This is a genomic window from Caproiciproducens sp. LBM24188, from assembly GCF_054130445.1.
In genome coordinates this window covers 1,381,557-1,406,403 of sequence record NZ_CP196862.1, presented here as the reverse complement: position 1 = coordinate 1,406,403, position 24,847 = coordinate 1,381,557, and the positions used below count along the sequence as shown (strand labels likewise).

The window sequence follows — 24,847 nt, the reverse complement described above, 5'->3', positions numbered from 1 at the left end:
GCGATGGAAACCGCGAACTCCTTTTCATTTTATAATGTGAATATCTATTTTTTCATATACCGACTCTCTTCGAAAATCCTTGTAAAGGAGGGATAGAACCAGCCGCTTCGCGCCATGCAAAGCGGCCGGAAATCCCGATGAAAGAGAGTAGCATACGGCGTACTCATGTGGAATTTCAATGGTATCGCTTACGGGGCTGACATCAGCCTTTTACGCCGCCCAGCGCAACACCACGCACAATATATTTCGAAAGAATCAAGTATATGATAATCACCGGTACGATTGCAATTGTAATCAGCATATAAACCTGACCCAAATCAAATTTAAGGAAATCCGCGCTACGCAGCTGAGCAATCAGAATCGGCAGCGTTTTCTTATTTGCCTTATCCAAAAGAAGTGCCGGAACAAAGAAGTTGTTCCATGCGCCAACAAAACTGAATATGGCCTGCACGGCGATCGCGGGTTTCATAATGGGCAATACAATGAAATTAAAGGTAGAAAATTCTCCGCTGCCATCAATCCGGGCCGCTTCCACAATTTCCATTGGCATATTGCTGTCCAGATACTGCTTCATAAAGAAAAACACAACAGGAGCAGCAATGGAGGGAAGAAACAACGGGATCAGTGAATTTTTCAGTCCCATTCCCTGAACCTGATTAACAAACCCAAGCGCAGTAACCTGCGTTGGCATCGTCATAATCAACAGAATAATCGTAAAAATCACTTTCCGGAATTTAAAGTCATAGGCATAAATTCCATAGGCTGTCATCGTGGAAAAGTAAGTAGATAGAAGCGCGCACATCGCAGAAACGACGAAACTATTGTAAATTCCGCTGAGAACCGGAATGTTGGCGTTATTCAAAAGATTATTCAGGTTGACAGAAAAAGATTCACCTGGCAAAAAGGAAAATCCCTGCTGAATCTGAAAGTTATTACGGGAGGAATTGACAATCAGTATATAAAAGAAAAAGAGACATAAAAAGCAGAGTAAAATCAGAACAATATAGCAGCCGATACGAGCCGCAATCAGTTTGCCTTTTCCAGACTTGACGGCTCCGGCGGAAGCAATTCTGCTCTCGTTTGCATTAGGCAGATCACTCATTTTTTAGCGCCTCTCTTTCTAACAATTGCGGCAGAATCGTTGTTTCTAGTAAATGCATAGTACACAATCAAACACAATGCCCCACAAATGATGAACAAAACAGTGGATACCGCTCCGGCCATCCCGTAATTTTTGCTGTACATATGGTTATTCAGGTACATGATCATGGTGGTGGCGGTACGGTCCGGACTTCCGGTTCCGTTCGTCAAAATCTGTGGTACATCGAACATCTGCAAACCACCGATCAAGGATGTAATGAAAACATAAACCGCAATCGGACGAATTAATGGTATGGTAATGCGCCAAAACATCTGATTGGCGGAAGCCCCATCAATTTCGCCCGCTTCGTACAACGTGGGGTCAATTCCCATAATCGCCGCCATCAGCAAAATTGTCGTGTTGCCAAACCACATTAGGAAGTTCATGAAAGCAATCAAGCTTCTGGTTCCTGTCACTGTGGCAAGAAACCGGAACGGTTGACTGAAAATCCCCATGGAAACCAGCGAACTGTTTACAGGACCGTTATCCGAAAACAGTACATAGAAAAGCATAGAAAATGCAGACGCCATAATAAGATTCGGCATATAAATTACGGTTTTAAAAAATCCCTGGCAGCGAAGCTGCAGACGCATGTTGGTAAACCAGGCCGCCAGAAGCAGTGAAATTATAATTTGAGGAATAAAGCCGATCACCCAAATCAAAAACGTATTCCCAAGGTATTGCGGCAAATCTGCCTGAAACAACTTGATATAATTATCCAAACCGACAAAATTTGGCCCAATAATTTTTAAGCCCTGCCGGAAGTACTCAAAAAAGCTGTAATAAATGGTAGACCCTAACGGTATAAGTTGAAAAACAATAAAAATGATAAAAAACGGAGCAATAAAGAAATATCCCCATTTTGCATAGCTGACTCTTTTTTGCCTTTTGGGCGATTTTTCGGAGTTCATATACGATTGCAGCCCCTCTCTTAAAAACGGCACGACCACAGGCCAGGATTTTCCCGTCCCGTAGCCGTGCGATGCCTAGATAAGGCTGATTCTAAAGCCGCTTCCGCGGCTTTATCTGCCGTCTGACGGCGGAATCAGCAGTTCCCTGAATTTCCATGTTTTATGAAGGCCATTTAACTTCTTTGATGTCAGGATATTTTTCTTTGATGGTCTTTTCAAAGTTTGCCTTTGCTTTTTCCATGTCAACGGTCCCGTTGAAATAGTCATGGAATGCGGTCTGAATAGTCTCATTGCAGCCCTGGTCATACGCACCAGCCTTGCTCATATCAATCTTGGGAGCAACTTCTGCAAAAAGCTTAATGTGGTTCTGACCGCCGAGGAATGCAGACTTAAAGTCGCTGTTTGCGAGTTCTTCCATTGCAGCTTTGTTATTAGTGTAATCCTGCGTGTCCTCGGTAATCTTCTTCATGATGGTGCTGTCGCAAGTCAAAGACTTCATAACCTTTTTAATAGTTCCGATGTTGTCGGAGCCTGCGCAGCCGCAAATCCAAGAACCGCCCCAATAATAACTCTGCGGGCCCTGGCAAACTGCCCAGTCGCCGTAAATACCATTGCCAACTTCTTCTTTGCCGCCTTCACTGGTCGGCTTTGCAAGGGAGTTGCCCAACAATGTGAAGTTAATGCCCCATGTAGAATAGAAGAATCCAAATACTTTGCCCTTCGGGCCCTGGTCTGCGGTCCACTGGTCACTCCAAAGAGTGGACTTGTTGTTATATCCCTTTTCGGTATAGGTCTTTGTCTGTTTCACCCAATTCATGATGTTAGGATCCACATTAACTGTGCTGCCGTCTACCCAACCGGCAGATACGTTGTTTGAAAATACGCGGTAGCTGTCATCAAAACCGGAAAGCATCTTGTATCCTTTCGCGGCCATTTTAGCGGCTACGGAGTCAAACTTTGTCCAGTCGGAAAGAGCGTCCTGAACCTTTGCAGGATCATCCGTTCCCAGAACCGATTTGGCAATAGAACGGCGATATGCAAACAAACCCGGGGTTGCCTGCCAAGAAGTAGCTTTGATTGCACCGTTTTGGTCGGTGACAATGTCCTGCGTATACTTATACTGGTTGGCCAGGTCGGAATCTGTTAAGCCGATGTCCTTTTTAATATCCAATGTGTAATCGCTGTTGCAATACTTCAAAGCATAATCCGCTTCAACCAGGAAAATATCGATTTTGTCATCCGCAGCGGCAGATTCCTGATTCTGCAGCGCCGCGTCCAATTTGTTCTGGTAGTTGTTGTTTTCATTCGGGTTGATGGTCCATTTTACAATCGTGCCGTCATTCAGGGTTGTGGTGGATTTGTCTTTTGCTACTTCCTTAACATCCGGATAATAAGCATTGAATCTGCTTTGGAACTCGTCGTTCCAGCACCAAATGTTAAGAACTTTGCCTTCCGGCTCCGCCTGAGAACTGGCCGCTTCACTGGAAGCTTCCTGAGAATTGGCCGGCGCGGAAGATGCTGCAGACTGGTTCGCGTTGCTCTGACATCCTGTTGCCGTAGCCATGATGCCTGTCATCATGGCTACGGCCATTACCATCGAGGTAATTCTTCTTGCCTTTTTCATTCTTGGTAAATCCTCCTTTAATTTGACGGACTATCCGCCAAAATATATCAGCATGGCAGTAAAACTGCCACTACCTACCCAAGTTCCGGAATAACTCTGCCAACGGACTGCCCTTCAATCAACTGCCCCATTACCGTCACATTTTCCGTAATCGTTGTAAGCGGGCTTTCAATCTGGGAAATTAGGCGGCGCGCCGCTTCGCGCCCCAGCATTTCGGTGTCCTGCTTTATGGTGGTAAGCCTGGGCTTAATGACCTGTGAAAGCGAGATTCCGTCGTAACCGGCAATGGAAATGTCCTCCGGGATTCTTAACCCAGCCGCTTCAATCGCTTCAATTCCACCAAGTGCCGCGTAGTCGTCCGGCATCACAATGCAGGTTGGTGGAACAGGAAGCTTTAAAAGCGTATTGACGCACTGCTTTGTTGCATTCGGGTCATGGAACGCTCCCCGTACCAAATATTCCGGCGGTGTTTCAATTCCCAAATCCATCAGCGTTTTGCAGAAACTGGTAACACGCTGTTCGGATACACTTGATTTTTCCCCGTACACATAGGCGATTCTGCGATGGCCCATCCGATATATGTACTGCACAAGATCGTGCATCCCTTGCACGTTCGCCGAGTTGATGCTTGTGTGATTATTGAAAATATGATCGATTGTCACCACCGGGAGGCTGCTGTTCACCAGCTCCGTCACCTCTGGCTGCTGAAAATCGATGCACGCAATGCACACACCGTCAAAATTACGGTAACGGCAATGTTCCAGAAAGGTCATCGGCCGGTTGCCGATATTGATATTATGATTAATGAAAGTAATGTCATAAAAATGTTTTTCCGCTTCCACTTTGAAGCTGTCCAGCACCGCTGCGAAATAGTCGTGCTTCAAACCGCTCTGCGCGTCATCGACAAACAGAACCCCTATATTATAGGTACGGTTTGTTTTCAATGCCCTCGCAATCGAGTTTGGAAAATATCCGCATTGCTCCGCCGTTTCAAGCACACGCTGGCGCGTTTCTTTACTAACATCGCTGTAGCTGTTCAGCGCCTTGCTGACGGTTGAAACGGACAGCCCGCACAGCTGTGCGATTTCTTTAATATTTGCCACTGGGTCATCCCTCATTTGAACTCTAAATCGTTTTCGCGCCATTAGTATAATATTATTTTGACAATTTTGCAATAGTTTTTTTAAATAAAATATATAGTTTTCCTGTTTTAAACGAATATATTCATCCAGTTTTATTAAATATGCCAATTTTTATTCTTTTATATATATTATAATCGAAAACATTTTCGATTTGTATTCCTGAACGAACGTGCTTTCTGGCTTTCCAAACCAAAAGAAGCTCTAGATTGCAGCGTATAGAGAAAAGGTAACGATATTTCCATTCATCGTTTGTAATTTTATGCAATATTACGATGAATTGACCGGATTTTACTTGTATAACCTGCTAAAAATGAAAAAAAGCTTGATTTTGCCTATTAAAACAATTACTATAATAGTTATAAAAATATCAGCAATTTGTTCCGCCCATTAACTAAAACGTTTTCGTAATAATGGGAAGGCAAGACAATCAGGAGGATTTATTTATGAAATTCGGACATTTCGACGATTTGCGCCGAGAGTATGTGATTACCCGCCCGGACACCCCGTATCCCTGGATTAATTACCTTGGAACAGAAAACTTCTTTTCTTTGATTTCCAACACATCCGGCGGATATTGTTTTTACAAAGATGCCCGGATGCTGCGCATTACCCGCTACCGCTACAATAATGTTCCAACAGATGCCGGCGGAAGATATTTTTACATAAATGAGGGCGGAACCGTCTGGAATCCAGGCTGGGCGCCGATGCAGACGGAGCTGGATCGCTACCAGTGCCGTCACGGCCTTGGATACAGCGTCTTTGAATCAGAAAAGAATGGACTCTCTGCGGAGCAAACTTCCTTTGTACCGATCGGCTTTAACTGCGAAGTCCACCGCCTGCATTTCAAAAACCTTTCCAGGCAGAAAAAGCAGTTCTCCGTATACTCCTTCGTCGAATTTTGTCTGTGGAACGCTTATGACGATATGACCAACTTCCAGCGCAATTTCAGTCTGGGTGAAGTAGAAGTGATCGGCAGCGCGATTTACCATAAGACGGAATACCGCGAACGGCGCAATCATTACGCGGTTTTCGCTGTAAACGCGCCGATCGACGGTTTTGATACGGACCGAGAATCCTTCCTTGGCCTGTATCACGGGTTTGACCGGCCCGACGCGGTCTTGGCCGGAAAATCCTGCAACTCTATCGCCAGCGGCTGGGCGCCGATCGGTTCCCACCGGATCGATGTTACACTGGCACCAGGGGAAGAAAAAAGCCTGATTTTTATGCTCGGGTACTGCGAAAATCCGGAGGACCAAAAATGGGAGGCTCCCAATGTCATCAACAAAGCTCCGGCAAAACGGATTTTGACTGCATTTGAAACGGACGTACAAGTAGATCAGGCGATTGCCGATCTGAAAAAATACTGGAATGACCTGCTCTCTACTTATCATGTGGAAAGCGGCGACGAAAAGCTCAACCGCATGGTCAATGTCTGGAACCAATACCAGTGCATGGTCACATTCAATATGTCGCGCTCCGCTTCGTATTTTGAGTCGGGAATCGGCCGCGGAATGGGATTCCGCGACTCAACGCAGGATTTGCTCGGGTTTGTGCACCTGATTCCGGCCCGCGCCAGGGAACGGATTCTGGACATTGCCGCTACGCAGTTGGAAGACGGCAGCGCCTATCATCAGTACCAGCCTTTAACCAAGCGCGGCAATGCGGATATTGGTCAGGGATTTAACGACGACCCGCTCTGGCTGATTTTCGGCGTAGACGCTTACCTGCGCGAAACCGGAGACTGGTCAATTCTAGACGAAAACGTTCCGTTTAACAACGATGATTCCAACAAAGCGCCCCTGCTCGAGCATTTAAAACGCTCGTTTGATCATGTTTTGAACAACCTAGGCCCCCATAAACTGCCGCTGATTGGCCGCGCCGACTGGAACGACTGCCTGAACCTGAACTGTTTCTCAAAGGTTCCGGGCGAAAGTTTCCAGACCTGCGCAAATTTTGAAAGCGGAATTGCAGAATCCGTCTTTATTGCCGGAATGTTTGTGGCAATTGGACCCGCTTACGCGGAAATCTTCCGTCGGAAAGGGTTGGAAGCAGAGGCAAACCGAGCCGAACAGGAAACTAAAGCGATGTACCAGGCAATTCTGGATTACGGCTGGGACGGCGAGTGGTTCCTGCGCGCTTATGACGCATTTGGTAAAAAAGTAGGCAGTCAGGAATGCGATGAAGGAAAACTCTTTATTGAACCGCAGGGATTCTGCGTCATGGCGGGCGTCGGCGTGCGGGAAGGCCTGGCCCAAAAGGCACTGGATTCCGTTCATAAATATCTGGATACCAAATACGGCATTGTGCTGAACTGGCCTTCCTACACAACCTATCGGCTGAATCTGGGTGAAATTTCTTCGTACCCACCGGGATACAAGGAAAACGGCGGTATTTTCTGCCACAACAACCCCTGGATTTCCATTGCGGAAACCGTCATTGGGCGGGGCAACGAAGCGTTCTCTGTGTACCGGAAAATCTGCCCGGCTTATTTGGAAGACATCAGCGAAATCCACCGCACCGAACCGTATGTTTACTCCCAGATGATTGCGGGGCGGGACGCGCCGCGCCACGGAGAAGCAAAAAATTCCTGGCTGACCGGAACCGCCGCTTGGACTTTCTATAATGTATCTCAGTTTATACTAGGAATTCGCCCACAGTTTGACGGTCTTTTAATCGATCCGTGCATTCCCGAAGGCTTTGGGAATTTTACCGTAGAACGGAAATTCCGTGGCGCCTCTTACGTAATTACCGTGGAACAGGCAAACGGTGCCCAAAAAGGGGTAACATCCGTAACACTGGACGGCCAGCCGATTCAGGGCAATTTGATTCCGCCTTGCTCTGACGGCAAAACACACACCGTACAGGTTCGGATTGGTTAATTTGTTTACAACTCTTTTTTCATATTCTTTCTTCATCTCCTCTAAACCGAAGCGTCGGCATACGGCCGGCGCTTCCGTCTTTTTTAGCAGGGAGAACCGTCAACCAGGCATGGTGTCCTTGGCAAAAAAACAAAGCCGGCTATTGGCCGCCGCGTCTGATCTTATATAAATTTCCCCGGTCGGGGTGCGAAATCACCTTTTTGTTTCTGGAAAATTGTGATATAATAAACGAAATTTTATGCGGCAGACTGACACCGTGCGTAACCGCTTTCCGGTTTTTCCGCGAGGCCTAGCCAGCTGACTTTCACGCAGAAAGGATGAACGCTATGAAAAAACTCACGAACAACGATCGGTATTCGCTGCTGGATTACATCCGAAAAGAACCCGAAATGAATCTTTTTATTTTCGGGGATATTGAAAATTTCGGACTAGAAAGCGATCAAGTCGAGGTTCTGGTGCAGGAAGGTCCGAACGGATGGAATTTTATTCTGCTTCGTTATTTGGACAGCTACATACTTTACAGCCAAAACGAAGACTATAATGTAAGAGCGGCGGCAGATTACCTTTCCTCGCGGAAAGTCAATGTTATCAGCGGAAAAACGGAACTTTTAAATCGGCTTCTCCCCTATTTTCCAGATCGTCATGGTCAAGAAACCTACATGGCCCGCTTAAACAAAGTGAATTATGTTCCGGAGCTGCCCGACAGTGTAGAGCTACGCAGGCTCACCGCTGACAATGCGACGGAGATTGTGCAATTATACAGTCAGATTGCGGAATTTCGCGACAGCTACATTGGCCGGGAAGCAGAGGCAATTGAAGAAATACGATTCAATCTCTCCAGCAACGCAGGCCGAAGCTGGGGCGTTTTTCGCAATGGCAAGCTGACTGCCGTAGCTTCTTCCTCTGCGGAAAATTCCGTATGCGCCATGATTGTGGGAGTCGCCACCCTGCCCGGGTCCCGAAAAATGGGTCTGGCAAGCGGGCTGGTTGCAAAGTTGTGTACAGAATTGCTGGAAAGCGGAAAGGAATTTCTCTGCCTCTTTTATGACAATCCGGAAGCCGGCAGCATTTACCGGAAGATCGGATTTAAGGAAATTGGCAGTTATATGATGATTAAGAAAGAAAACTCGGAGGGGTCCGATGCTTGACTGGAACGCTGCGCAATACCTAAAATTCTCCCGCGAGCGCACGCTGCCTGCGATTGATTTGGCTAACCGGATACCGGCAGTTCCGAAAGAGTGCCCGCTTAAAATCATCGACATCGGCTGCGGCCCGGGGAACAGCACACAGGTGCTGGCTGACCGGTTTCCCGGCAGTTCTGTGTTGGGTGTTGACCGTTCGGAAAACATGATTGAGTCGGCGCGGAACCAACATCCGGGAATTACATTCCAAACTGCGGATATTCCGCATGACCTCCCCACATTGGACCAGGATTACGATGTTGTGTTTTCCAACGCATGCATCCAGTGGATTCCGAACCATGCGGAATTGCTGCGCGGACTGATGTCTCTGCTGAAACCAGGCGGGTTTCTGGCGGTACAGACCCCGATGAATCATCAAGAGCCCATCCATCAGATCATACAGGAGGTTACTTCTTCTGACGAATGGAAAGGGTATTTTCCAAATCCGCGCGTCTTCTATAATTTGACGCAAGAAGAATATTTTGACCTTCTTTCGGAACTGTCGCAGGATTTTGACCTGTGGCAGACCACATATTTCCACACCATGCGGTCGCATCGGGATATCCTTGAATGGTACCGTTCCACCGGGCTAAAACCCTATTTGGATGTGCTGCCGGAGAATAAAAAATCACAATTTGAGCAGGTTATTCAAAAGCGGGTGGAGAAAAGCTATCTACCGCAGAAAAATGGAACCATTCTTTTCCGTTTCCCCCGCTTCTTTTTTCTTGCAAGCAAACCCGCATCTATATAACCCATTCCCATGCATGCCGTGCTGAACTGCCTGGCTGTGCAGGGAGTTAAAGTAAGGAAAGGACACAAATAACATGAGCCAAAACAACAAAGAAATAACCATTCTGGCAGTATTCCCCATGGATGAAGAACACCGGGAAAAGTTAAAATCCGCAGCCCCGGGAGCACGTTTTCTTTTTCTGAGCAAGGACGACATTCCAGATGAAGCAGATCTTGCCGATGTATCGATCGTAATCGGCAACCCACGCCGCCGGTTGCTGTCGTCTATGAAGAACCTCAAGTGGCTTCAGCTGGAAAGCGCGGGAGCAAACCTTTACGTGACGCCCGGCCTGCTGCCGGAAGACTGCGTGCTAACCAACGCGACGGGCTGCTTCGGTCTCGCCATCTCGGAATACATGATCGGCATGGTGCTCAGCATGCTGCTGCATCTTCCGGACTATTACCGGAATCAGGCGGAAAACGTGTGGCAAAACCAAGGCCCCGTCCACTCAATTTACGGTTCCACCGCGCTGGCCGTAGGGCTTGGGGACATCGGCGGCGAATTTGCAAAACGCTACCGCGCGCTGGGCGGAAAGGTCATCGGTATCCGCCGCAGCAACCGGAATAAGCCGGATTATGTGGATGAGCTTTACATGATGGATCAACTGGACGAGGTGCTCCCCCGTGCGGACGTGGTAGCGCTCAGCCTGCCGGAAACTCCCGAAACACACAAGCTGTTCGGAAAAGAGAAATTCAGCCGCATGAAGCCGGGCGCACTCTTCCTCAACGTGGGGCGTGGCATGGCGGTGGACACCAACGCATTGTGCGACGCGCTGAACAGTGGGCATCTGGCTGGTGCAGCGATCGACGTAACCGACCCGGAGCCGCTTCCTCCTGGGCATCCCCTGTGGCACGCGAAAAACGCAATCATTACGCCCCATATTTCCGGAGGATACAACCTGAACGAAACGTATGAACGCGTGTTCCACACCTGCTGTGAAAATCTTCGCCGGTATATGGCAGGCGAACCGCTGAAAAACCTCGTTGATTTTCAGACAGGATACAAAAAAACAAACAGCTAAGGACATAAGAGTTCAGAACAGGCGCCCGATCGCGATTCGGGCGCCTGTTTTTTATAAATTGCGGCAAAGAACGTTTATCTTTTGCTCATATGCTCATATCTCGTTTTATCCCATCAAAAGCTCATTATCGTCCTTTCATATGGGGATACTGTTTCTATGCCCCCGCAAAAAAGCGGGTCAAGCAGCCATTATTGTACTACAAAAGACGTAAACTCGTAATAATATTTATATAATTATATTGACAAGTTATATAATCACGATATAATATTATTAACGATAAAACAGTTTAATCGTTCATCCATACCGTGACTTAAAGCCCTAGGACGGACGATCCTCCTGTTTTTAAGCGAAGGAATGAAAGAAGACAATGGGAAAAAGTGTTTACAGTCTTGTTCTGGAGGACGGCGTAGTTGCAGCCGTTGACAAGCTGGCTTATGAGCGCAGTACCAGCCGGAGCAACCTGATTAACCAAATCCTGGCAGAATACCTTTCCTGTACCACTCCGGAAATGCGGATGAAAAGCATTTTCGACAGTGTGGAGGAGATGCTTTCCGAGCTGGACAGCTTCCAAATTCAATTTCAGCCCAGTGATGCGATGATTTCCCTACGCAGCGCCCTGCGGTACCGATACAACCCAACCATCCGCTATGTGCTGGAACTTTACCCGGACTTAGGACCCACGGTCGGCGAACTGCGGGTTTCCGCACGCACACAGAATCGCTCTCTTCTTGAAATTCTGACCGAATTTTTTGAATTCTGGGCGGAACTGGAAGAACGGCTGGTTGGCCGGTATTTCCCCCCGCAAATGGTTTTCTGCCGGGTAACACCGGGCCGCTATTTTCGGGAGTTCCTATTGCCGGCGGAAGAATCCCGCCGCACAGAGGAAGGCGTAGCAAACGCTATTTCCGATTACATTCAATTTTTTGACGCCAGCCTGAAAAAGTACTTCGCCAATCTGGACCAGGTGGAAGTGGTATGTGCGGAACTGGAACAGAGTTACCGCAAGCGAATTCCAAACGGGGTGATTTGACATCCCCATCTCTTTTGTGGCACAAGATTGAAATAATCGTTAATCAGCAAGGAGGTATTGCTTATGAATGCCCAAAAATTTACGCAAAAGTCCCTGGAAGCCATTCAAGAAGCGCAAAACATTGCCATTGAGCACAACAATATGCAGATTGAAGAAGAGCATCTGGCTCAGGCGTTGCTCGCACAGGAAAATGGCCTGATTCCTCAGCTGTTCAAAAAAATGGGAATCGACCCGCAGGCCGTGCTGAGCAGCCTGCAGCATCAGGTGGCAAAGCTTCCTGGGGTCACCGGCCCGGGCCGGGAGCCGGGAAAAATTTATGTTTCCACCGATGTGGACGCCGTGCTGGTAGACGCAGAAAAAGAAGCCGACCGCATGAAGGATGAATATGTTTCGGTCGAACACATCATGCTGGCGCTGCTGAACCGCCCAAACGCCGCACTGCGCAGCGTGTTCCAGTCCTTCGGAATTCAAAAAGACCGCTTTTTGTCCGTTCTGTCTACCGTGCGAGGAAACACGCGGGTCACCAGCGATTCCCCGGAAGAAACCTACGACGCGCTGTCCAAATACGGTCAGGACTTGGTGGAGCTTGCCAAAAACCACAAACTTGACCCGGTCATCGGCAGGGATAACGAAATCCGCAATGTCATCCGCATTCTGTCCCGTAAAACCAAAAACAACCCGGTGCTTATCGGCGAACCGGGCGTGGGCAAAACCGCCATTGCGGAAGGACTTGCTCTGCGCATTGTGCGCGGCGACGTGCCGAATAACCTGAAAGAGCGCAAAATTTTCTCTTTGGACATGGGTGCACTAATTGCAGGCGCGAAATTCCGCGGGGAATTTGAGGAACGCCTGAAAGCAGTGCTGAACGAGGTAAAAAAGAGCGAAGGCAGAATCATTCTGTTTATCGACGAGCTGCACACCATTGTGGGCGCGGGCAAAACCGAGGGCTCCATGGATGCGGGCAACCTGCTTAAGCCGCTGTTGGCGCGCGGCGAGCTGCACTGCATTGGTGCGACCACGCTCAACGAATACCACCAGTACATTGAAAAAGACGCGGCACTGGAACGGCGCTTTCAGCCGGTGCTGGTAGAAGAGCCCAGCGTGGCGGACACCATCTCCATTCTGCGCGGCCTGAAAGAACGCTATGAGGTCTTCCACGGCGTAAAAATTCAGGATCAAGCGCTGATTTCCGCCGCTGTGCTGTCTAATCGCTATATTTCCGACCGTTTCCTGCCGGATAAGGCCATCGACTTGATTGACGAAGCCTGCGCCATGGTGCGAACGGAAATCGACTCGATGCCGACGGAGCTGGACGAGATTTCCCGCAAAATTATGCAGCTGGAAATTGAAGAAGCGGCACTGAAAAAGGAAACGGATACTCTTTCGCAGGAACGGCTAAAAGAAATGCAAAAGGAAATGGCCGACCTGCGCGAACAGTTCAAGGAAATGAAGGCCAAATGGGAAAACGAAAAGCAGGCGATTTCCAAAGTACAAAAGCTGCGAGAAGAGCTGGAAAAGGTCAACGCGGAAATTGAAAAGGCGGAACGCGAATACGACCTTAACAAGGCAGCGGAACTGAAATACGGCCGTCTGCCCGGGCTGACGAAGGAACTGGAAGCGGAAGAACAGATTGCCGAGCAGACTCAGCAGTCCGGTTCCCTGCTGCGCGACCGCGTAACAGAAGAGGAAATTGCACGGATTATCGGCCGCTGGACGGGAATCCCCGTTTCCAAACTGATGGAAAGCGAACGCGAAAAGCTGCTGCGGCTGGAGGATATTCTGCACGAACGCGTCATTGGACAGGAGGAAGCGGTGGAAAAGGTGTCGGAAGCCATCCTTCGTTCCCGCGCCGGAATTCAGGATCCAAACCGTCCCATCGGTTCATTCCTGTTCCTTGGGCCGACAGGCGTCGGCAAAACCGAGCTGGCCAAAGCGCTGGCGCAGGCGCTGTTTGACGACGAACACAACATGGTGCGTATCGACATGACTGAATACATGGAGAAATACTCCGTGTCCCGCCTGATTGGAGCGCCTCCGGGCTATGTCGGCTACGAAGAGGGCGGCCAATTGACGGAAGCGGTGCGCCGCCGCCCCTACTCCGTTGTTCTGTTTGATGAGGTGGAAAAGGCGCATCCCGACGTATTTAACATCCTATTGCAGGTACTGGATGACGGACGCATCACGGATTCACAGGGACGCACGGTGGATTTCAAAAACACCATCATCATTCTTACCTCCAACCTCGGTTCTGGCGCGATTCTGGAGGGAATCGACGCGGACGGCAAAATCAGCGACGAAGCGAAAAATCAGGTGCACGCCATGCTGAAGCAGCAGTTCCGCCCTGAATTTCTGAATCGCTTGGATGAAATCGTATTCTATAAACCGCTGACCCGGAACGAAATCGACCGGATTGTTGACCTGATGATGGCGGACTTGGAACGCCGTCTGGAAGAAAAGCAGCTTTCCGTAAAGCTGACCCCCGCGGCAAAGCAGTATATCGTGGACCAGGGATTCGACCCGGTGTACGGAGCACGGCCGTTGCGCCGCTTTATCCAGAGCAAAGTAGAAACGCTGATTGCAAAACGAATCATCACCGCAGATCTGAAACCACGCACGATTCTCACCGTCGATTACGATGGCGAAAAGCTGACGGTAGCAGAAGAATAAAATATACGCGCGGCCCCGGAGGAAAATTCTCCGGGGCCGCGCTTTTGCACCCCGCATAGAAGCCGATTCCGACTTCTATGCGGGGTGGGGTGCTTTGCAAAAACACTTTTATTTTTGGAATTAATATTCTTCCCTGGTTCCGCCAAATTCAGAAAGAACCAATCCTTTGTTGTGCTCCTCCGCCCAGCGGATGCTCCATTCGTTGGCGAAAATCAAAAGGAAATTGCCCTTCAAGTCCTGAATCCGCTTGGTGTCGGAAGTCAGGTTGAGCGTTTTCGGGTCAAGCCCCTCGTTTTCAATCCAGCGGATATACTGGTACGGTAGGCCTTCCAGACGGATATCGACGTTATACTCGTTTTTCAAGCGGTGTTCCAGCACGTCAAGCTGCAGAGAACCGACCACGCCAACGATGACTTCCTCCATACCGCCGCCCAAATCCTGAAAAATCTGGATGGCACCCTCCTGCGCAATCTGGGAAATTCCCTTTACAAACTGCTTGCGTTTCATGGTATCCATCTGGCGCACGCGGGAAAAATGCTCCGGTGCAAAGGTCGGAATACCGCTGTACTGGAATTTATGGCCCGGCGCGCAGATGGTGTCGCCAATCGAAAATACACCGGGGTCAAACACACCGATGATGTCGCCCGCATAGGCTTCCTCAATGATTTCACGCTCCTGCGCCATCAACTGCTGCGGCTGAGAAAGCTTCATTTTGCGGTCGCCCTGCACATGCAGGACTTCCATTCCCTTTTCAAACTTGCCGGAGCAGATACGCATAAAGGCAATGCGGTCGCGGTGCGCCTTGTTCATGTTTGCCTGAATCTTAAATACAAACGCAGAAAAATTCGGGTCAAACGGGTCAATAACCCCGACGTCCGCCTTACGCGGCAGGGGGGACGTGGTCATATTCAGAAATTCCTCCAGAAATGGTTCTACGCCAAAATTGGTCAGCGCCGAACCGAAAAACACCGGGGAGAGCTTTCCTGCACGAACTTGCTCCAGGTCGAACTCGTCGCCTGCGCCGTCTAATAGCTCAATATCGTCCACCAGCGTACGGTGGAAGTCCTCACCGATGAGGTTGTCCAACCCGTTGTCCGTCAGGTCAACCTGCGTCATCTCCACTTCCCGTGCGCCGCTTTCCCCCTTAAAGGCCAGAATCGCCTTACGGCTGCGGTCATACACGCCCTTGAACTCTTTTCCCGAGCCGATCGGCCAGTTGATGGGGTAGGTTTTAATTCCTAGCTCGTGCTCAATTTCCTCCATCAGGTCGAACGGGCTGCGGGCATCGCGGTCCATTTTATTAATAAACGTAAAAATCGGGATATTCCGCAGCGTGCAGACTTTAAACAGCTTCCGCGTCTGCTTTTCCACACCCTTGGAAGCGTCGATCACCATAACCGCGGAGTCCGCCGCCATCAGCGTGCGGTAGGTGTCCTCTGAAAAGTCCTCATGGCCGGGCGTATCCAGAATATTGATGCAGTAGTCGTGATAATGGAACTGCATAACAGAAGAAGTAACGGAGATTCCTCTCTGCTTTTCAATTTCCATCCAGTCCGAAACAACATGCTTCGCGTTTTTCTTCCCCTTTACCGTACCGGCAAGCTGAATGGCACCGCCGTACAGCAAGAGCTTTTCGGTTAATGTCGTTTTTCCCGCATCCGGGTGGGAGATAATCGCAAAAGTTCTTCGCTTTTTAATTTCATTTAAATAATCTGCCAAATTACTTCCTCCAGCGTGGGCTGTGCGCAAAAATTACCGCTCATCGGCGGCTGATTTGCAGACTAGCCCTGATGAAATACACACACTTGAATATTTTAAAACTTTTGCCTGAAATAATCAAATATTTTTTATAACTTTGCGATTTTCAAAAAATACACTTGAAAATATTGCTTTCTAAACTTTTCGATCGGCTTCGCATATTCCAATTCAATCAAGGCAAAAATGTATGCGGAGGCGATTAAATTGAAGCTGAAAAAATTAACAGCCGCTTTAACGGCTGTTGTTCTACTGTTTACCATTCAAACGTCGGCCTACGCGAAAAGCACCACCTATACGGTAGTATCCGGCGACTCCATGTGGAAAATTGCCGTAAAATATCAAATCGGCGTTTCCGAACTGATTAAAGCAAACCCTCAGATTTCCAACCCAAGCATGATTAAAGTCGGACAAAAAATCAATATTCCGGAAGCAAGCCCGCTCGCCGCTTATGAAACGGAAGTCATCCGGCTGACCAACCTGGAGCGCACAAAGCGCGGACTGCCTGCACTGACCACAAACTGGCAGCTTTCCCGCGTTGCGCGGTACAAGTCACAGGATATGATTAACAAAAATTATTTCTCCCATAATTCCCCGACTTATGGTTCTCCTTTTACCATGATGCAGAGTTTCGGATTAAAATTCTCTGCCGGCGGTGAAAACATTGCTTATGGACAGCGCACCCCTCAGGAAGTGGTAAATGCGTGGATGAATTCCCCCGGACACCGGGCCAATATTCTTTCGACCGCCTATACGCAGATTGGCGTCGGTGCGGCAAAGAAATCAAACGGCACACTGTACTGGACCCAGCAGTTTATACACCCGTATTAATCGACCAGAAATCAAAATGGAATCATAATAAAAACCGGTATATTTCAGCAACCCTTGGGTTTTGAAGTATACCGGCTTTTCTTTTGGTCCTTCCATATGATATAATAGGACAATCGGCTGCGGTTGATTTCTCTATTTTTTCGTATGATTCGGGAAAGCGGGATGTATTATGGCAACATTTTTTCTTTTGATGATTTATGCTGCGTTTATCAGCCTTGGGCTGCCAGACTCTTTGCTGGGTGTCGCGTGGCCGCTGATGTATCCGGAGTTCGGTGCTCCCCTGGGGTTTGCCGGATTCATCTCCATAATGATTTCATCGTGTACCATCATTTCGAGCTTATTCAGCAGCAGGGTCATCCGTCGTTTTGGAACCGGCAAGGTGACTTCCGTCAGCGTATTGATGACCGCGCTGGGCCTGCTGGGAATTTCGTTGTCGCCATCTGTGTACTGGCTGCTGCTGTTCGCCGTTCCTTTGGGATTGGGCGCAGGCGCGGTGGACTGCGGGCTAAACGAATATATGGCAGAGCACTACCACTCGATGCAGATGAGCTGGCTGCACTGCTTTTGGGGCGTGGGTGCAATGACCGGACCGGTCATTATGTCGCGCTTTATCGACAACCACGCTTCCTGGAGGAACGGATACCTAACCGTTTCCATCATTCAGCTTGTGCTTGCCGCACTTTTGTTTGCCACGCTGCCGCTTTGGAAAAAAATGAACCAGCAGAAAGCCGTAGAAACGCCGGAGGAAAACGCATCCGCCGACTCGGACGAGCCGGAAAGCACTTCCGTTTTCGCGCTGCTTCAAAAGCGCGGCGTTCTGCTTGCCATATTGAGCTTCACGTTCTATTGCGGGGTAGAAACCACTATGGGGCTGTGGGGAAGCAGTTTCCTGGTAAAAGGCAAAGCGATAGACGCGGCGACAGCCGCCGCATGGGTTTCTTCCTTTTATGGCGGAATCACGGTGGGGCGCTTCCTGAACGGTTTTGTAACATTGAAATTCAGTAATCCAAAACTGATCCGTACCGGTCAGGGCATTTTGCTGTTGGGCATTTTTCTGTTGCTGCTGCCGCTTCCCCGCACCGCCTGCCTGTTTGGTTTTCTGCTAATCGGCCTTGGCTGTGCCCCCATTTTCCCCTGTATGCTGCACGAAACGCCGGCACGGTTCGGCAAAACCATTGCCCAGCGGATTATGGGAATGCAGATGGCCGGGGCTTATTTCGGTTCCACCATTTTGCCGCCCATCTTCGGTTGGGTCGCTTCGCACAGCAGCTCTGCCCTGCTTCCGGTATTTCTCATCACATACGCGGCGGTCATGATTTTCTGTACTGAAAAGATTAATCTTTCTTTCAAAAAGAAGGATGAAGCTGCATCGAAAGCTTCCTGATTCCATATCCTAAAAGGCGCGGAGATTCCGCGCCTTTTTAATTTTTTCAATTTTCCTCTTTACAAGAACAAATGTTCTATGATATACTTTTATCGAATAAAAAGGCGTCGAAAAAAGAAAAACAACTCTTAGACAACTGCATTGAACTTTCGTGAAGGAGTTTCTCCTATGGATGTTTTTGATAAACTGAAAATTCTGACGGACGCGGCAAAATACGATGTGGCGTGCACTTCCAGCGGAACAGACCGCAAGGCGTCCTCCGGCGGAATCGGCAGCGCGGTATCGTGTGGAATCTGCCACAGCTTCGCCGCCGACGGCCGCTGTATTTCGCTATTAAAGGTCCTGATGACCAACTCCTGCGTTTATGACTGCAAATATTGTGTGAACCGACGTTCCAATGATACACCGCGCGCCGCCTTTACCCCGCGCGAGCTTGCGGAACTGACCATTAATTTTTACCGCCGTAATTACATTGAGGGCCTTTTTCTCAGTTCGGGCGTGCTGAAAAATCCGGATTATACCTGTGAACAAATGATTGAAGCCATACGGATTTTAAGGGAAGAATATCACTTTTCCGGATATATTCACGCTAAGGCCATTCCCGGAGCCGACAGCGCGCTGATTGAGCGGCTGGGGCTTTTGGTCGACCGCATGAGCGTAAACATTGAGCTGCCATCCCAAAAGAGCCTGCAAACGCTAGCTCCCGACAAATCCAAACATTCGATTCTCGCGCCCATGGGGTTCATTCAAGACCGGATGCAGGAAAACCGCACCGACCTGGTGAAATACCGTCATGCACCGAAATTCGTGCCCGCAGGGCAGAGCACCCAGATGATTGTGGGCGCAACCCCGGAAACGGATTTCCAGATTCTAAACCTTGCTGAAGGGCTTTACAAAAAATACCGCCTAAAGCGCGTGTTTTTTTCCGCTTATATTCCGGTTGTGGAAAATGCCCTGCTTCCCTCCAAGGAAAGCAAGCCGCCGCTTCTCCGGGAGCACCGGCTGTACCAGGCGGACTGGCTGCTCCGTTTTTATGGATTCCGCGCCAATGAAATTCTGGACAGCGACCACCAGAGTTTTAACCCCTATATTGACCCCAAGTGCAACTGGGCGCTGAATCATATGGAATTCTTCCCAATCGAAGTCAACCGCGCTTCCTATGAAGAGCTGCTGCGTGTCCCCGGCATTGGCGTACGGAGCGCACAGCGCATTATTGTCGCCCGCAGGACTGGACCGCTCCATTTTGATGGCTTGAAAAAACTTGGCGTGGTGCTGAAACGCGCACAGTATTTCATCACCTGCTGCGGAAAAATCGCGGACGGGCTGAAAATTACACAGGACGCTGCCCTGCGCTCGCTGATGTCGGAAACCGCGCTCGGAACGCTGCGCCAAAATCTTCCTGATACAGTGCCGGAACAGCTTTCGTTCTTTACGAACCCCAACCCAACAAAGGAGGATCTTCAAAAATGCCTGACGGGTCAAATCTGATTTATCAGTACGACGGCAGCTTTGAAGGACTGCTCTGCTGTGTATTTGAAAGCTATGAAAAAAAGGAAGTTCCGCTGGACATTATCGTTGCCGACACACCCCAAACCACATTGCTCCCCATAAGGGACATTGTTACCGATGAGGAAAAAGCCCGCAGGGTTCTTGTTTCAATTCCGAAAAAAATGGGAAAGGAAACGCTGGATTTTATCCGCCACGCATTTCTGACCTGCCTGCCGCACAAAGAAAAGGAAATCCTGCTGTTTTTACGTCTGGGATACCGAGTGGGCAATTCCGTGCTGAACCTGCTGACAAATGACACGGTGCACACGCTGACAAAAGCGGTAAAATATCTGAATAACGAAAGCAACCAGTTCCGGCAGTTTATCCGGTTTTCCATCTTTCAGGGCGCGATGGTTGCGGAAATTGAGCCGAATAATTTTGTACTGCCGTTATTAGTGGAACACTTTCGAAACCGCTACCCAGAAGAAAAATTCCTAATTTATGACAAATCGCACGGTATGGCACTGATTTACCAGCCGTATCACGCCGAAATTGTGGCGATTGAGTCGCTGGAACTGCCGGAACCGGACGAGGAGGAGTACTATTTTCAGGATTTGTGGAGGCTGTTCTACAATACCATTGAGGTGGAAGGGCGGCACAACCCGAAATGTCGCATGAGTCACATGCCGAAGCGCTACTGGAAATATATGACGGAATTTGCCCCGCCGCACCGCAAGCGGCCTGGTATGGAGCCAAAATACGAACCAAATCCCGTATTGCTCTCCTCCCCGCCCGCGCGGCCCGACACGCCTCTTCTACCGGACGGGCAGGGTTAGAATACAAAATTATGAACAGAATATCTACCCCGTAAACCGTTACCCACGGCACAACTGAGAGTTTTCAAACCACAATAAAATCCCCCTCCCAAATGTTTTGGCAGGGGGATTTTATTGTAAAATAAGGATGATGATAGGATGAACATCGGCAAAAGAAGCCGTGTTGCTTGCATCAATTCTTCAGATATGCGGACAGGGTTGCAAGTTGGTCGGAATACTCCGGTAAAATTGCAGGAATACGAATCTCGTTTTCGAAGGATTCGGCTCCGATCCCAGTGGACGCAAACAGAAGCATAAACAGCATCCCCGTCTGAATCCAGTAAATTGTTACGTCTGTCATGCCATGAACCGCAACCGCGGCCAGCATCGCGATCACCAGAATATTCATATCTGTGCAGGTGTGGTTATGGAAACGGAGCGACAGCAGTTTCAGCTGTGCAATCACATAAATACCGAAGGCACCAAGACCGACAAAGCCGTAATTCAGCAAGGTGTCCAGCAGAAGATTATGACAGTGGTACGTTTGGTAGCCACCATATTGCTCGTAAATCATTTGATAGGACATTGCGCCGGTTCCCATAAACGGATGACGCATAATTCCTTTCAGCGCCGTACTCCAGATGGAAAGGCGCTGCGTGCAGGTCGTGTCAAGCGCAATAATTCCACGTGGAAACAAGGATGGAACCAACAGACAGGCGATGGACAGCAAAACCGTAACCGCCAAAAAGCCCGCCATTATTTTATACTGTTTTTTCAGGAACAAAAAGGTCAGAACCGCACAGCCGGTCGCAAGCAGGGCGGACACACTGGCGGCAAGATAAAGCCCCACCAGGTTCAGCGCAATCACGCCAAAATAAAAGCCCATTTTCCGCTTGTTGGTGAATGCGCGGTAAAGCGCAATAATCACAATGAATTCAATCATCATGCCATAAGTATTGGCGTTGTGGAACACCGAAACGGGCCGGTAGGCGGGCGCGGCCGCATACGCGGAAACTTTTTGGTAAATGGCAATTCCGGCACACCAAATGCTGGCGGTACAAGCCAAATCCAACACTTTGTGAAACAGTTCGGGCGTCATAACGCTTTTCACATAAAAGCCGGTGATTACAACTGCTATCAGAACCATTTCATAAAGCATACCCCAGTAGTTGCTGTAAACTGCGGCAACAAAAAACGGAACAATTAAAATGCCCAGCAAATATCCGGTGTACGGAGCGGAAAAAGCCTTCACCCTCATCTGGTAATTCATCATTGTCATAACCGCCACAAGGCAGACCGAAGCCACGCTGAAATAGAACGGCATAAAAAGCGAAATGGTTAACAGGAAAAGGATCGCTTCTTCTTTTGTTTCTGCAAAAGGCTTCGCCTTTTCAGCAACAAAATTCATCACAGTAGTGATAAGGGTCCATCCCCTTTCTTTACATAAATCCTATACTATGTATTCTAATATGCTTCCAACCACAGTCTTAAATTATACCACAACATAATTGGTTAACAAGATGAATATTCAAACGAAAGTGATAGAGGCGAAAGGATTAAATTGGTGAAATTGACGAAAATTATTACGAATATTTAAAGAATTTGCCGCAACCTGTTTTATTCAAACTACCCCTTGGCTATAATATTATGGGTTAAATTAAGGTTAATAATTCACGAATTGAAAAATTGGAGAGCAATCAATGGACGATACAAGTACTATGCAGGGGTTATCGCCAGACGAGGTAGAGGAACGAAAACAAAAGGGTCTGGTCAATAGCGATGAAGACATTAAAACGAAAACAATCGGGAGAATTATCCGTGACAACCTATTTACGCCGTTTAACATTTTAAACGCCGTATTGGCAGGGCTGATCCTGTTAGTCGGCTCCTATAAAAACCTTCTTTTCATGGGAGTCATTGTTTCCAATATCCTGATTGGAACGTTCCAGGAAATCCGAGCAAAAAAAACGATAGACCGGCTTTCTTTAATCGCCACGCCGAAAGTACATGTGGTGCGGGGCGGAGAGAAGCAGGAACTGAACATCAGCGAACTGGTCATAGATGATATTCTTCTTCTGGCCGCTGGGAACCAGGTGTGCGCCGACTGCGTCGTGGTAGACGGCGAATGCGAAGTCAACGAATCCCTGATTACGGGAGAGTCGGACCCTGTGGTGAAAAAGAAGGGCGACCACCTGCTGAGCGGCAGTTTTCTCTCCAGCGGCAACTGCCACGCGAGAGTCGAGCATATCGGTGCGGACAATTACGCGACAAAAATCACGAAGGAAGCCAAATACCTGAAAAAACCGAACAGCGAAATTATGCAATGGCTGAACCGCATTATAAAATGGATCGGCCTTGGCATTATCCCGGTTGGGCTGATGCTGTTCGCCAAACAGTATTTTATCATTCACGCCTCGTTCTCCCAGTCCGTCATCAGCACGGTGGCGGCGCTGATCGGCATGATTCCCGAAGGTCTGGTGCTTTTAACCAGCGTCGTTCTGGCAGTCAGTGTGGTTCGCCTAGCCCGGCACAAGGCGCTGGTACAGGATCTTTACTCCATTGAAACTCTGGCCCGCGTGGACACGCTCTGCCTGGACAAAACCGGAACCATCACAGAGGGCGTAATGCAGGTGGACACTATTGTCCCCCTTGCCTCTGTATCACGCAAGCAGGTGGAAGATGCGGTCGCCGCGCTGGTGGATACACTGAACGATGAAAATCCGACCAGCAGCGCGCTGCGGCAGCTTGGGCTGGAAACCCCGCAGTGGACCTGTTCTGGAACGGTTCCGTTTTCTTCCGCCCGAAAATGGAGCGGCGCATCCTTTGAAGAGGCTGGCAGCTTTCTGATGGGAGCCGGGGAATTTATTCTGAAAGACGCATTTGAATCCATTCGGCCGCAGGCGGACGGGTACGCAAAGCGCGGGCACCGGGTGCTCCTTCTAGCGCATTCCAGACAAAAGCTGAGCGACCGGGAACTGCCCCAAGAAATTACACCGCTTGCGCTCATCCTGCTGAGCGACCGGATACGGAAAAGCGCCCGGGCCACTTTGGAGTATTTCTCCGACCAGGGCGTCGACATCAAAATTATTTCCGGGGACAATCCGGTTACGGTTTCCAATATTGCGCGGCGCGCAGGCCTTTGGAACGCGGACAATTACGTAGATGCCTCCACGCTGAAAAGTTATGAAGATATTATGGAGGCGGTGCGGAAATACAGTGTCTTTGGCCGCGTTACTCCGCAGCAAAAGCACGACATGATTAAGGCGCTGAAAGAACAGAATCACATCGTAGCTATGACGGGAGATGGCGTAAATGACGTGCTGGCGCTCAAAGAAAGCGATTGCAGCATCGCCATGGCCTCCGGAAGCGATGCATCCAGAACGGTATCGCAGGTTGTTCTGCTGGATTCTGACTTTTCCAGCATGCCCCGTATTGTGGCTGAAGGGCGGCGCTCCATCAACAACTTACAGCGTTCGGCCGCCCTCTATATTGTAAAAGCGCTGTTTTCCATTATCATCGGCGTTCTGTTTATTTTCATTAACGCAACGTATCCATTCCAGCCCATTCAATTTACCCTAATTAACGCCCTTACCATCGGATTTCCGTCCTTTATTCTGGCACTGGAACCGAACAAGGAAAGAATTCAGGGAAAATTCAGCGTCAACGTGCTGAAAAAATCCATTCCGGGGGCGCTGGCTATGATCACCAATATTGTTGTGCTGGTCTCCATTGCCTCGTTCTTCGGGTTTAACCAAAGCCAGGTTTCCACGCTCGCAGTGATTATTACCGGTTACACCGGGCTATTGATCCTGTTTCGCATTTGTATGCCGTTTGATGCGAAGCGGACGGTTCTGTTTGCCATGATGGTGCTGATTTTCGCCGTGGCGCTTTCCACGTTCCAATCGTTCTTCTCGGTGATTCCCATTACCCTGCCCATGTTTATCGTCCTTATTCCGATGATGATTCTGGCTCTGTGCCTGATGGTCGTCGTCCTGCAGACGATTGACCGGCTTGCCACGCGAAAATTGCGCCGGCGCGCACAGCGGCAATGGATCCGCCTGATGCGTACAGTACGGTAATTAACGCCCTCCCTTTCCCGGGAGGGTATTTTGGTAAGCAGAAAAACTGAACAGCTCTCAAACCGATGGGCGCGAAAGCAAAATATACGAAAAAGGCGGCGCAAAATGG

Annotated in this window: 17 protein-coding genes; 11 read left to right on the top strand and 6 right to left on the bottom strand. The window is 49.1% G+C overall.

Going from position 1 to position 24,847, the window contains the following annotated elements:
- Nucleotides 1-202: 202 nt before the first annotated feature.
- The 4 genes from ACSVDI_RS06635 to ACSVDI_RS06620 all read right to left on the bottom strand — a co-directional run bounded on the left by ACSVDI_RS06635 (nt 203) and on the right by ACSVDI_RS06620 (nt 4,779).
- A complete protein-coding gene (locus ACSVDI_RS06635; RefSeq protein ID WP_457945503.1) occupies nt 203-1,102 on the bottom strand; it encodes a carbohydrate ABC transporter permease in 900 nt (299 codons plus the stop codon).
- Entirely contained in the window at nt 1,099-2,052 is a 954-nt protein-coding gene (locus ACSVDI_RS06630; protein WP_457945502.1) for a carbohydrate ABC transporter permease, read from the bottom strand. Before ACSVDI_RS06630 ends, ACSVDI_RS06635 begins: the two co-directional genes overlap by 4 nt.
- Before the next feature lie 160 nt (nt 2,053-2,212).
- Nucleotides 2,213-3,676 (bottom strand): carbohydrate ABC transporter substrate-binding protein, encoded by a 1,464-nt coding sequence (locus ACSVDI_RS06625; protein ID WP_457945501.1) that lies wholly within the window; start codon nt 3,674-3,676, stop codon nt 2,213-2,215.
- A gap of 74 nt (nt 3,677-3,750) precedes the next feature.
- Entirely contained in the window at nt 3,751-4,779 is a 1,029-nt protein-coding gene (locus ACSVDI_RS06620; protein ID WP_457945500.1) for a LacI family DNA-binding transcriptional regulator, read from the bottom strand.
- A gap of 482 nt (nt 4,780-5,261) precedes the next feature.
- Here ACSVDI_RS06620 and ACSVDI_RS06615 point away from each other — a divergent pair, with 482 nt between their 5' ends.
- The 6 genes from ACSVDI_RS06615 (at nt 5,262) to clpB (ending at nt 14,386) form a co-directional block, all read left to right on the top strand.
- Nucleotides 5,262-7,697: a GH36-type glycosyl hydrolase domain-containing protein gene (locus ACSVDI_RS06615; RefSeq protein ID WP_457945499.1), complete on the top strand. Its 2,436-nt coding sequence runs from the start codon at nt 5,262-5,264 to the stop codon at nt 7,695-7,697.
- A gap of 326 nt (nt 7,698-8,023) precedes the next feature.
- A complete protein-coding gene (locus ACSVDI_RS06610) occupies nt 8,024-8,845 on the top strand; it encodes a GNAT family N-acetyltransferase (RefSeq protein WP_457945498.1) in 822 nt (273 codons plus the stop codon).
- Complete coding sequence (locus tag ACSVDI_RS06605; RefSeq protein WP_457945497.1) at nt 8,838-9,629, top strand: methyltransferase domain-containing protein; 792 nt, start codon at nt 8,838-8,840, stop codon at nt 9,627-9,629. Before ACSVDI_RS06610 ends, ACSVDI_RS06605 begins: the two co-directional genes overlap by 8 nt.
- Before the next feature lie 73 nt (nt 9,630-9,702).
- The gene (locus ACSVDI_RS06600; protein WP_457945496.1) at nt 9,703-10,689 is read left to right on the top strand and encodes a D-2-hydroxyacid dehydrogenase; all 987 of its coding nucleotides are present in this window, start codon (nt 9,703-9,705) and stop codon (nt 10,687-10,689) included.
- Between the two features lie 367 nt (nt 10,690-11,056).
- A complete protein-coding gene (locus ACSVDI_RS06595; protein WP_457945495.1) occupies nt 11,057-11,719 on the top strand; it encodes a hypothetical protein in 663 nt (220 codons plus the stop codon).
- A 63-nt stretch (nt 11,720-11,782) separates the two neighbouring features.
- On the top strand, nt 11,783-14,386 hold the full coding sequence (gene clpB / locus ACSVDI_RS06590) for an ATP-dependent chaperone ClpB (protein ID WP_457945494.1): 2,604 nt from the start codon (nt 11,783-11,785) through the stop codon (nt 14,384-14,386).
- Between the two features lie 120 nt (nt 14,387-14,506).
- Here clpB and ACSVDI_RS06585 read toward each other — a convergent pair whose 3' ends face one another.
- Nucleotides 14,507-16,105, bottom strand: a complete 1,599-nt coding sequence (locus ACSVDI_RS06585; protein WP_457945493.1) for a peptide chain release factor 3 — start codon at nt 16,103-16,105, stop codon at nt 14,507-14,509.
- A gap of 249 nt (nt 16,106-16,354) precedes the next feature.
- On the opposite strand from ACSVDI_RS06585, the gene safA reads away from it, so the two are divergent.
- The 4 genes from safA (at nt 16,355) to ACSVDI_RS06565 (ending at nt 20,680) form a co-directional block, all read left to right on the top strand.
- A complete protein-coding gene (gene safA / locus ACSVDI_RS06580) occupies nt 16,355-16,972 on the top strand; it encodes a SafA/ExsA family spore coat assembly protein (RefSeq protein ID WP_457945610.1) in 618 nt (205 codons plus the stop codon).
- Between the two features lie 169 nt (nt 16,973-17,141).
- A complete protein-coding gene (locus ACSVDI_RS06575) occupies nt 17,142-18,356 on the top strand; it encodes an MFS transporter (RefSeq protein ID WP_457945492.1) in 1,215 nt (404 codons plus the stop codon).
- Between the two features lie 168 nt (nt 18,357-18,524).
- On the top strand, nt 18,525-19,844 hold the full coding sequence (locus ACSVDI_RS06570; RefSeq protein ID WP_457945491.1) for a putative DNA modification/repair radical SAM protein: 1,320 nt from the start codon (nt 18,525-18,527) through the stop codon (nt 19,842-19,844).
- Nucleotides 19,823-20,680: a TIGR03915 family putative DNA repair protein gene (locus ACSVDI_RS06565; RefSeq protein WP_457945490.1), complete on the top strand. Its 858-nt coding sequence runs from the start codon at nt 19,823-19,825 to the stop codon at nt 20,678-20,680. The genes ACSVDI_RS06570 and ACSVDI_RS06565 overlap by 22 nt, the downstream gene beginning before the upstream one ends.
- A gap of 172 nt (nt 20,681-20,852) precedes the next feature.
- Here ACSVDI_RS06565 and ACSVDI_RS06560 read toward each other — a convergent pair whose 3' ends face one another.
- A complete protein-coding gene (locus ACSVDI_RS06560; protein WP_457945609.1) occupies nt 20,853-22,067 on the bottom strand; it encodes an O-antigen ligase family protein in 1,215 nt (404 codons plus the stop codon).
- A gap of 292 nt (nt 22,068-22,359) precedes the next feature.
- Between ACSVDI_RS06560 and ACSVDI_RS06555 the strand changes: the two genes are divergently transcribed.
- Nucleotides 22,360-24,738, top strand: coding sequence for an HAD-IC family P-type ATPase (locus tag ACSVDI_RS06555; protein ID WP_457945489.1), 2,379 nt, complete (start codon nt 22,360-22,362; stop codon nt 24,736-24,738).
- Nucleotides 24,739-24,847: the final 109 nt, after the last annotated feature.